Annotated in this window: 10 protein-coding genes; 6 read left to right on the forward strand and 4 right to left on the reverse strand. The window is 62.3% G+C overall.

The window, feature by feature from the left end; all coding sequences use genetic code 11:
- Positions 1 to 2311: PAS domain-containing sensor histidine kinase (locus EN991_RS10395; protein ID WP_164768952.1), on the forward strand; the 2311-nt coding region annotated here is incomplete at its 5' end.
- A gap of 86 nt (positions 2312 to 2397) precedes the next feature.
- Complete coding sequence (locus EN991_RS10400) at positions 2398 to 3105, forward strand: DeoD-type purine-nucleoside phosphorylase (RefSeq protein WP_013531859.1); 708 nt, start codon at positions 2398 to 2400, stop codon at positions 3103 to 3105.
- Positions 3106 to 3114: 9 nt separating this feature from the next.
- Here the strand turns inward: EN991_RS10400 and EN991_RS10405 are convergent, their stop codons facing one another.
- From EN991_RS10405 to EN991_RS10415, 3 genes are read right to left on the reverse strand one after another with little or no spacing between them, the layout of a single operon-like run.
- Entirely contained in the window at positions 3115 to 4332 is a 1218-nt protein-coding gene (locus EN991_RS10405) for a cytochrome c (RefSeq protein WP_127367115.1), read from the reverse strand.
- Positions 4329 to 6095 carry a GMC family oxidoreductase gene (locus EN991_RS10410; RefSeq protein WP_127368695.1) on the reverse strand — a complete coding sequence of 589 codons (1767 nt, stop codon included), beginning with the start codon at positions 6093 to 6095 and terminating at the stop codon, positions 4329 to 4331. The genes EN991_RS10405 and EN991_RS10410 overlap by 4 nt, the downstream gene beginning before the upstream one ends.
- 2 nt (positions 6096 to 6097) lie before the next feature.
- Positions 6098 to 6724 (reverse strand): gluconate 2-dehydrogenase subunit 3 family protein, encoded by a 627-nt coding sequence (locus tag EN991_RS10415; RefSeq protein ID WP_224619294.1) that lies wholly within the window; start codon positions 6722 to 6724, stop codon positions 6098 to 6100.
- A gap of 588 nt (positions 6725 to 7312) precedes the next feature.
- Between EN991_RS10415 and EN991_RS10420 the strand changes: the two genes are divergently transcribed.
- Complete coding sequence (locus EN991_RS10420; protein WP_024503525.1) at positions 7313 to 7750, forward strand: VOC family protein; 438 nt, start codon at positions 7313 to 7315, stop codon at positions 7748 to 7750.
- A gap of 10 nt (positions 7751 to 7760) precedes the next feature.
- Here EN991_RS10420 and EN991_RS10425 read toward each other — a convergent pair whose 3' ends face one another.
- Entirely contained in the window at positions 7761 to 8066 is a 306-nt protein-coding gene (locus EN991_RS10425) for a ribbon-helix-helix domain-containing protein (protein WP_063167926.1), read from the reverse strand.
- A 207-nt stretch (positions 8067 to 8273) separates the two neighbouring features.
- Between EN991_RS10425 and EN991_RS10430 the strand changes: the two genes are divergently transcribed.
- From EN991_RS10430 to EN991_RS10440, 3 genes are all read left to right on the forward strand, one after another.
- Complete coding sequence (locus EN991_RS10430; protein WP_027161507.1) at positions 8274 to 8669, forward strand: VOC family protein; 396 nt, start codon at positions 8274 to 8276, stop codon at positions 8667 to 8669.
- Between the two features lie 81 nt (positions 8670 to 8750).
- Positions 8751 to 9281: a hypothetical protein gene (locus tag EN991_RS10435; protein WP_024503522.1), complete on the forward strand. Its 531-nt coding sequence runs from the start codon at positions 8751 to 8753 to the stop codon at positions 9279 to 9281.
- A gap of 46 nt (positions 9282 to 9327) precedes the next feature.
- Positions 9328 to 10365: GMC family oxidoreductase (locus EN991_RS10440; protein WP_164768954.1), on the forward strand; the 1038-nt coding region annotated here is incomplete at its 3' end.

The raw sequence follows: 10365 nt of genomic DNA on the forward strand, positions 1-10365 counted from the left end.
CGTCGATTCGATGTCGCAGGGGCTTCTCGTCACCGACACCAAGGGCCGCGTCGTCTACGCCAACCGCGCCTATGCGGATATGACCGGAGCATCGTCCGCTGCCGATCTGAAGACCGTCGAGGGATTGCTCTCGGATGTCCCCGAAGCCTCGGTGACGATCTATCGCCTGGCGTCCGGCCTTCGCGACGGCCAGCCGGGCGACGGCGAGTTTAGGCTCGCACAGTCCATTCGGCCCGGTGCCGAGCCGGGCGCCCGCTGGTACCGCGCGCGCGCACGCGCCTTCAGCGTTCCGGGCCAGCGGCTGCCGATGCTGGCCTGGCAGCTTGCCGATATCTCGCAGGAGCGGGCCGAGCAGGAGCGCTTCTTCCTCGATCTGCAGAAGGCGATCGATCACCTCGACCACGCGCCGGCCGGCTTCTTTTCGGCCGACCAGGAGGGCCGCGTCACCTACATAAACGCCACGCTCGCCGAATGGCTGGGCATCGACCTCACCAGCTTCACGCCCGGCGCCGTGTCTCTGTCGGCGATCGTGGCCGGCGACGGCATGGCGCTGGTCCGCTCGGTCAAGGCCGACCCTGGCACCACACGCAACGCGGTGATCGATCTCGATTTGACGACCATGACGGGCGAAGCGCTGCCGGTGCGCTTCATGCACCGCGTTTCGGCCAGCCGCGAAGGATTGAATGGGCCGACACGCACGATCGTGCTCAACCGCACGCAAGGCGAGGATGCCTCTGCCGATTTGCGGGCTTCGGAAGTGCGCTTCACCCGCTTCTTCAACTCGACACCGATGGCAATCGCCGGCGTCGACCACAACGGACGCATCCTGCGCACCAATGCGCCGTTTTTGTCGTTGTTTTCGTCTGTCGTCGATCGCGACGCCGTCGACCGTCGCGTGCGGCTCGACACGGTAATCCACGAACGCGACCGGCCGGCCTTCGCGGCTGCCTTCGAGAAAGCGCAGCAGCGGCAGGCCGACATCGAGCCGATCGACACGCTTCTGCCCGGCAACGACGAACGGCACATCCGCTTCTACGTCAACGCCGTCGCCGACGGCACCGGCGGCGAGGGCGGCGAGGGCGCCGAGGAGTCGGCCATCGTCTACGCCGTCGAGACAACGGAGCAGAAAGCGCTCGAAGGGCAGATGGCGCAAAGCCAGAAGATGCAGGCAGTCGGCCAGCTTGCCGGCGGCATCGCGCATGATTTCAACAATGTGCTGACCGCCATCATCATGGCGTCCGACCTTTTGTTGACCAATCACCGCCCGTCGGACCCGTCCTTCCCAGACATCATGAACATCAAGCAGAATGCCAACCGGGCGGCTTCGCTGGTGCGGCAGTTGCTGGCCTTCTCGCGCAAGCAGACATTGCGGCCGGAAGTGCTCAACCTGACCGACGTGCTCGCCGATCTCAGGATGCTGCTGGCCCGCCTTGTCGGCAACGACATCAAGCTGAAGGTCGACCATGGCCGCGACCTGTGGCCGGTCAAGGTCGATATCGGGCAGTTCGAACAGGTGGTGGTCAACCTTGCGGTCAACGCGCGCGATGCTATGCCGGCGGGCGGCGATCTGACCGTGCGCACCCGCAATGTAACCGCCGAGGAGTGCAAGGCCTTTTCCTACCGCGAACTCGCCCCGGCGGACTATGTCGTGGTCGAAGTCGAGGACACCGGCAGCGGCATCGCGCCCGACGTGCTGAAGAAGATATTCGAGCCCTTCTTCACCACCAAGGAAGTCGGCAAAGGCACCGGCCTTGGCCTGTCGATGGTCTACGGCATCATCAAGCAGACCGGCGGCTTCATCTTCTGCGATTCCGAAGTCGGCAAAGGCTCGACTTTCCGCATTTTCCTGCCGCGTCACATCGCCGAAGCGAAAAAAGCAGGCGAGCCCGGCGATGCGCCGGCGGCGCCGGCAAAGGTCGCCGATCCGGCCAAGGATCTGTCGGGCTCGGCCACGGTGCTGCTCGTCGAGGACGAGGATGCCGTGCGCATGGGCGGCATGCGGGCGCTGACCTCGCGCGGCTACACCGTGCACGAGGCATCGTCGGGCGTCGAGGCGCTGGAAGTGTTCGAGGCGCTGGGCGGCAAGGTCGATATCGTCGTTTCCGACGTGGTGATGCCGGAAATGGACGGGCCGACGCTGCTCGGCGAATTGCGCAAGCGCCAGCCCGACATCAAGTTCGTCTTCGTGTCCGGCTATGCCGAGGACGCATTCGCCAGAAACCTGCCGGCAGATGCGCATTTCGGCTTCCTGCCCAAGCCGTTTTCGCTCAAGCAACTGGCCACGATCGTCAAGGACGTGCTGGAGTCCTAGAGCCTTCCCCATGTTCCTCCTTGCGCAACGCTGTGACAACGCCATGATTGAGGGGTGAACGGCAGGAAGGCTTAGGGGAGCAACCGGTGACGCCGCACAACGAAGCGGACAAGGACGACTATGCCGACACGGTGTTGTTGCCGGGCGACCCGCAGCGCGCTGAATGGATGGCGCAAACGTTCCTGGAAGCGCCGCGCTGCATCAATCGCCGACGCGGCACGCTTGGCTTCACCGGCTTGTTTCGTGGCAAGTCCATCAGCATTCAGGCGACGGGCATCGGCGTTTCATCGTTTCTGATCTATGCGCATGAACTGCTGGACCATTATGGCGCCCGGACGCTGATCCGTACCGGCACCTGCGGCAGCCTGACCGCAAAGGCAAAGCTGCGCAGCCTTGTCATCTCGCAATCGGCACAGGCGGAAAGCGCCCAGAGCGGCCAGGTTTTCGGCCTTTATGGACCGGCTGGCCCGGACCCGGCGCTCCTCGCATCGTCACGGGCCAAGGCGGTAGAATTTGGCATCGACCATCATGTCGGCCTGACGGTCTGCAGCGACATTTTCTATCACCCGGATGGGCGTGCCCGTTTTGCCGATGCACGGGCGCAAGGAGCCCTGGCCGTGGATATGGAAACCAGCGCGCTCTATGGCATATCGGAGCATTTCGGAGCACGTGCCTTGTCGATGTGTGTTGTGGTGGACAACATCGAGACCGGCGAACAGACCGACTATTCCGAGCGCCAGGCGCTTTTCACCGACATGAGCCGTCTGGCACTCGCTGTCGCAGCCGAGAGCTAGAGTACGGGTCTACTGGGTCAATCCCTTGCGTACGGCAGCGACATCGCCGGACGAGACTGCAGGAGCCGCGTTGCCCCAACTGGCGCGCACATAGGTCAAGACGTCGGCGACCTCCTGGTCTTTCAGGCGCCAGGCCAGGGAAGGCATGGCGGGCGTCGTCGGTGCATCGGCCGTGTGCACGGCCTGGCTGCCGGCAAGGACGAGCCGTGCCAGTGTTTCGGAACTGCCCTGCGCGACGATCGAATTGCCGGCAAGGGAAGGGAAAAGCGCGCCTGACCCGGCACCATCTCCACCATGGCAGGCCGAGCAATTGTCGCGATAGATTGCCTCGCCCGCGGTCATCCGTGTTGCGTCAGGCTTTGCCGGTTGGGCGCTGTCGACATCCGAGCCCAGGCTCTTGAGGTAGACTGCAACCGCCTTGAGATCGGGATCGGTCATTTTCGACGTGGAGTTCTCGATGGCCTCCGCCATCGGACCGGAGGCAATCGAATGCGCATTGACGCCGGTCTTGAGGTATTTCACCAAATCCTCTTCCGACCACTTGCCCAGGCCCGATTGCGCATTGTTGGTGATGTCGGGGGCAAACCAGCCCTGCAGGGAGGCACCTTGCAGGAACTCGCTGTCCTTATCGGCGCCAAGGAAAGATTTGGGCGAGTGGCAGGTGCCGCAATGGCCCGCGCCCTGGACGATATAAGCGCCGCGATTCCACTCCGCCGACTTGGAGGGATCCGGCTGAAAGCTTGCTTCGGTGAAGTTGAGGGCATTCCAGCCCAGCATCGCCAGCCGGATGTTCAACGGGAACGGCAGCTGATTGGCTTCGACCTTGTTCGATACCGGTTGAACCGTCGTCAGATAGGCCCACAAGTCGGAAATGTCCCGATCGTTCATCCTGGTATAGGCGGGGTAGGGCATTGCGGGGTAGAGCCGCACACCATTGTGGCCGATGCCTGACTTCATCATGCTGCGGAAGTCGGCTTCCGACCAACTGCCGATGCCCGTCTCGCGGTCAGGCGTTATGTTGGGCGGCACAAGCGCGCCGAACGGCGTTTCGAGCGGCAGGCCGCCGGCCAGCGGTTTGCCCTCGGCTCGCGTATGACAGCCTGCACAGTCGCCGAGCACCGCCTGATACTGTCCACGTATGATCTGGTCCGCCTGGTCGGCACTCCATGCCGGGCCGCCAGTGAGGGCCGCAGCACCGATGGCGAGCGTGAGAACGAGCTTGTTCATGCCTGCACCAGGGGTGCACCGGGATTGCGCAGATATTGATTGCGGATGGCATCGGCGGCGCGGAAAGCGAGCGCGCCGACCGTTCCTGTCGGATTTTTGCCGGCATTCTGCGGGAAGGCCGACGCACCGATGACAAAGACATTGGGGACGTCCCAGCTCTGGAGGAAGGTGTTGACCGCGCTCTTCTTCGGGTCCGTTCCCATGATGGCGCCGCCCGTATTGTGGGTGCTCTGGTAGGGGACGCTGTCCCAGCCTTTCTTGCGGCGGCTGACGGCGTACTGCTTTCCGCCGAGCGCCTTGGCGATTTCCTCCATCCGGTCGCAGACATAGTTCGACATGCGGATGTCGTTGTCGGGAAAATCGAACGTCATGCGCATCAGCGGCCGCCCGAAACGGTCCTTGTAGGTCGGGTCGAGGTCGAGGTAGTTGTTGCGCGTCGCGTAGCTGCTTCCCTGGGACGAGTAGCCAAGCGTGCTCTTGTAGCCCTCGACCGTTGCCTTCTTCCAGGCGCTGCCCCATTTCGGCGTGCCGGGCAGGGTCGGCCTGGTTCCGATCGGGCGCCCGTTGGTGGGAATGCAGTTGATGCCCGCACCGCCGACGAAGTCCAGCGCGCCGTGGTCGAACGCGTCACCATTGTAATCGTCGATCGTCTGGCCGAGCGCGCCTGCGGCGATGAACGGGTTGAAGTTCTTGTCGTCGAAGAACACCTGCACGCCGGCGTTTGTCTGGTAGCAGTAATTGCGCCCAACCGTTCCTTCGCCGCTGCCGGGGTCGTAGATCTTGCCGATGCCGGACAGCATCATCAGCCGGGCATTGTGCAGGCCGTAGGCGCACAGCAGCACCAGATCGGCCGGCTGGAAGTACTCCTCGCCTGAGGTATCGACGTAGGTCACGCCGCGCGCCGACTTGCCTCCGGGAGCCAGATCGACATGCAGTACCTCGCTGTCGGTGCGGACTTCGAAATTGGACTTCTTCATCAGCACCGGAAGGACGGTGGTCTGGGCGCTCGACTTCGAATAGTTGGCACAGCCGAAGCGTTCGCAGAATCCGCAATAGGTGCATTGACCCATGGCGATGCCGAGCGGGTTGACATAGGCCCGCGACATGTTGGCGGATGGGGTCGGGAAGGGATGCAGGCCGATCGACCGGCCGACCTCGGCGAACAGGGTTGGCGCGTAGGTCATCTGCATCGGCGGGTTCGGATAATCCCGCGACCTTGGATCCTCGAACGGATTGCCGCCTTCCTGCAACTGCCCCTTGATATTGCCGGCCTTGCCCGAGATGCCTGCCAGATACTCGAACTGGTCGTAATAGGGCTCCATCTCCGCGCCGGTCACGCCCCAGTCCTCGACCTGGAGATCGGCGATTCTCGATGCACCATATTTCTTGGTCAGATTGGTCTTTATCTGAAAGTCTGAATCCCAGAACCGCCAGGTGTGGCCGTTCCAGTGGACGCCGGCGCCGCCGACGCCGTTGCCGGGGAGGAAGGAGCCGAAATCGCGCATCGGCAGCGCCTTCTGCGACGGGTCGTTGCGCACCGTCATGGTTTCCAAGGCGGGCTGCAGGAAGAGGTCGCGCCGGATGCTGTAGCGCAACTCATCCTGCGCGTAGCCGATGTTGAAATCGGTTGCCGTATCGCGCCAGGGGCCGCGTTCTATAGCCACCACGTCCAGGCCCTGATCGGTCAATTCGTGGGCCAGAATGGATCCCGTCCAGCCGAGGCCGACGATCACGACGTCTTTGCGAGGCAGTATCTTGGTCATGATCAGGCGCCTTTGCCGAGCCATTCGGGGCGCCCGATGATCGAGACAGGCGGCTGCGGATATGGCTGATTGTGTTTGCTGACATGGTCGCGGTAGTCGTAGCGGGCGCCTGGAAAACCAAGCATGCGCCACGAGACCATGTCCTTGTTGCCGCCATAGACGGGGTCGGCAAAGAACCCCTCCATGGTGTTCTGCAGCAGAAGCCCGAAGAAACCCGGCCCCTTGACGCCATTGGGCAGGTCGACCTTCCCGGCCTCCATAGCCGTCAGGAAGGCATCCTGTTCGGCCGGTGCGAGCTCGACGAATGTCTTGCCGTCCCGCTGTTTCAGGAAAGCGTCGATGGCGGCAAGCCCGGTGCGGTAACGCTGCGCCGGATTGGCCTCGCCCTGATAGCCCTGGGTGGGCAGTCCAGGCAGAAACGGGCCTTGCGTGTAAAGCCGGCTCGACGCACCGAACGCCCCCATCAACTGCCTGTCGATATAGACGGCGCAACCGGCTTCCTTGCCGCCCATGCTGAGCTCGTCGGCCGGAATGATGCGGTCGACGATCGCCTCGACTAGGGCTGCTTCCTGGGCCGAGAAAAAGTGCCAGCCGCCTGCCACGACCTGCGTCGGTGGATCGGATGCCATTGGCGTCCAGGGCAAAGTGCCCGAGAACGATCGCGCAAAACCGGCCGATGTCGCGGTTGCCGTAAACATTGCGACCGAGGACAGGAAAAGACGCCGATTCATTCGGACAGGGTTGCGACGGTTCATATTAGGAATCTCAAAAATAAGAGAGCGCGCTTGGGAAGTGATGCCCAAGTATTCATGACAACGATAGTTAGGTTAAGCCGCAGATCGAATGCCGATAGACTGCGAGATGAAAATGACCTCGTCAACCACATCACAAAATCGTTAGCGAGGGTTTGGTCTACTGTCGACCAGGTCTGCTTGTGCTGTTGGAAGCCGGTTTTCGCCCGGAACTTGGGCTGCAGCGTCGCCTCTTGCAGAGCGTCCTGGCATACGCGGCCGGATACTGGACCGATAGAAACAGCATCGTGCCATCAGGCATGAATCAGGGACAGCCACAGACCGGCTGGCGTTCGAGGTAGTGGTCGACACCAGGGCGCCACCGCGACGTATCACGAGGCGTTTCGGACCCCTTGATCATACCTGCTCAGCTGGCAAGCAGCCTAATGAGTTTACGACCTGGACGACGCCTTGTAGACTGAACACATGGCGCTCAAACGGATGGACAACATAGGAATCGTCGTCGATGACCTCGAAGAGACGATTGGTTTCTTTGGCGAGCTCGGCCTTGAGCTCGAAGGGCGGGCCACGATCGAAGGAGAATGGGCCGGACGTGTCACTGGACTGGGCGATCAACGCGTCGAGATTGCCATGATGCGGACGCCGGACGGCCACAGCCGGCTCGAACTGTCCCGCTTCCTCACGCCGCCTGTCGTCTCGGATCACCGCAACGCCCCGGTTAACGCCCTCGGCTACCTCCGCGTCATGTTCGCCGTGGACGACATTGACGGGACGCTTGAAAGGCTCCGCAATCGCGGTGCGCGGCTCGAAGGCGAAGTTGTCCAGTATAGAGACGTGTATCGGCTCTGCTACATTCGAGGGCCCGGAGGGCTTCTCATAGGGCTCGCGCAAGAACTAAGCTGAGCGCAATGCGCTAAGCGGCCTGCCGCTTCGGCACCATCTGCTCATCCATCCCCGGCCGATGGCCGCGCAGATAGAGCGCGCAGGTGGTGCGCAGCATCGACGCAAAGTTCGGGATGGCGCCGTTGATCTCTATGGCTTCGTCATAGAGCTTGGAGATGAATTTCGGCGTCGTCAGGTTCTGGTTTTCGGCGATCTCGTCAAGCAACGCCCAGAACGTCGCTTCGAGCTGGATGCTGGTCGAGTGACCGTCGATGCGAATCGAGCGGTTGATCTGGCGATAGCCTTCGGGGTCCTGGCCCGCAAACACCCTGCACATCCGACAAACCTCCCATGATTGTTGGTCTTGGGTGGACGGCGTGCAGTTTGATACTGCTTGACCTGTCCCCACACGTATTCTCGGGCAAAATTGCCGGTCCGGCAATCGGACTTTCGTCCCGTTCGCGGCTGCGGGCGTGGTAACCGGCTGCCACCACCTTTTGTCCGCGCCGCGCATAATCGCCTCCACACCAGCGCGGAGACTAATTTGGCCAAGGCGATCCACAGTATGATCCGGGTTCTCGACGAGACCCGATCGGTCGATTTCTACAGAAACGCCTTCGGGCTCAATGTCGCCGACAGGCTGGATTTCGAGACGTTCACGCTCCTTTACCTCAGCAATGCCGAGGCAGGGTTCGAGCTCGAACTGACCGTGAACAAGGATCGGCAGGAAGCTTACGGGCTCGGCGACGGCTACGGTCACTTCGCTGTCTCCGTCGCCGACCTCGACAGCGAACATGACCGTCTCGGTGCGCTTGGCCTGAATCCGAAGAAGATCGTCGAGTTCAACCGCGACGGATCGCTGATCGCCCGCTTTTTCTTCATCGAGGACCCCGACGGCTACAAGATCGAGGTTCTGCAGCGCGGAGGTCGCTTCCAATAGGAGACATAGCAGTCGCGCCGGCAGGTGCGGCGCCAGCAAACGCACTCTCAACAGTGCACATAGCAAGCAGGGAGGAATAAAATGGTCACGATCTATGACGCGAAGCCCGGGCTTTCACGTCGCGAGCTTCTCAAACGCGGCGGCATCGGCGCGCTGCTCGTCATCTCCGGTAGCGCCGTCATCAGTCCTGAACATGCCTGGGGGCTCGAGACATCGGCACTCAAGCCCGAAACCATGGCGACGCTGATCCAGATGGCGCGCGACATCTATCCGCACGATCAGGTGCCGGACAAATACTACGCCATTGCCGTGAAAGGTCATGACGAGCAGGCCGGCAAGGACGCCGCCTACAAGGCGATGCTCGAGGATGGCATCGCCGACCTCGACAAGAAATCCGGTGGCGGCGGCTATCGCGGCCTTGGCTGGGAGGACCAGCGGGTCGCGATGCTGAAGCAGATCGAGGCGACGCCGTTTTTCCAGGCCATCAGAGGCGGCCTTGTGGTCGGCCTCTACAACCAGAAAGAGGTGTGGCCGATCTTCGGCTACGAGGGCGAGTCCTATTCCAAGGGCGGCTACATCGCGCGCGGTTTCGACGACATCGAGTGGCTCTGAGCCCCGTCGTTCCTGAACCCGCAAACAGAAATCATGGGAGGAAACCATGGCAGCTTCATTTGATCTGAACAACGACGGCGTGGTCGTCATCATCGGTTCGGGCGCCGGCGGCGGCACGCTCGGCAACGAACTTGCCCAGAAGGGTGTCGACGTCGTCATCCTGGAAGCCGGCGCGCGCCACGAATACGAGGATTTCGTCAATGACGAGTGGGGTTCGTTCGCCCAGCTCGCCTGGACCGACAAGCGCACCACGTCCGGCGACTGGCGCGTGGCAAAGGATTTTCCGAACCTGCCGGCCTGGGTCGTCAAGTCGGTCGGCGGTTCGACCACGCATTGGGCGGGAGCCTCGCTGCGCTTCCAGGAGCACGAGTTCAAGACGCTCTCGACCTATGGCAAACTGGAAGGCGCCAACCTGCTCGATTGGCCGATCACGCTGGCCGAGATGGAGCCCTACTACGCCAAGGCCGAGGCCAAGATGGGCGTCACCGGCACCAATGACTGGCCGCGGCTGCCGGGCAACAACAATTTCAAGGTGTTGAAGGCCGGCGCCGACAAGCTCGGCTACAAGGAATGCCACACCGGCAACATGGCCATCAACTCGGTCGATCGCGACGATCGTAATTCCTGCCAGCAAACCGGCTTCTGCTTCCAGGGCTGTAAATGGGGCGCCAAATGGTCGACGCTCTACACCGAGATCCCCAAGGGCGAGGCGACAGGCCATCTCGAAGTCAGGCCGAATGCCATGGCGATCAAGATCAACCACGACGCCAGCGGAAAGGTGACCGGCGTCGTCTACGCCGACAAGGACGGCAAGCTGCAGGAGCAGAAGGCGCGCATCGTCGCGGTTGCCGGCAACTCGATCGAGAGCCCAAGGCTGCTGCTCAATTCGGCGTCGGGAAAATTCCCCGATGGGCTTGCCAACTCGTCGGGCCAGGTCGGCAAGAACTACATGCGCCACACCACCGGCTCGGTCTATGCCATCTTCGACAGGCCGGTGCATATGTATCGCGGCACCACCATGGCCGGCATCATCCGCGACGAGGCGCGGCATGATCCGTCGCGTGGGTTCGTGGGCGGCTACGAG

This window comes from Mesorhizobium sp. M7A.F.Ca.US.005.03.2.1, from assembly GCF_003997795.1.
Classification (GTDB): domain Bacteria; phylum Pseudomonadota; class Alphaproteobacteria; order Rhizobiales; family Rhizobiaceae; genus Mesorhizobium; species Mesorhizobium ciceri.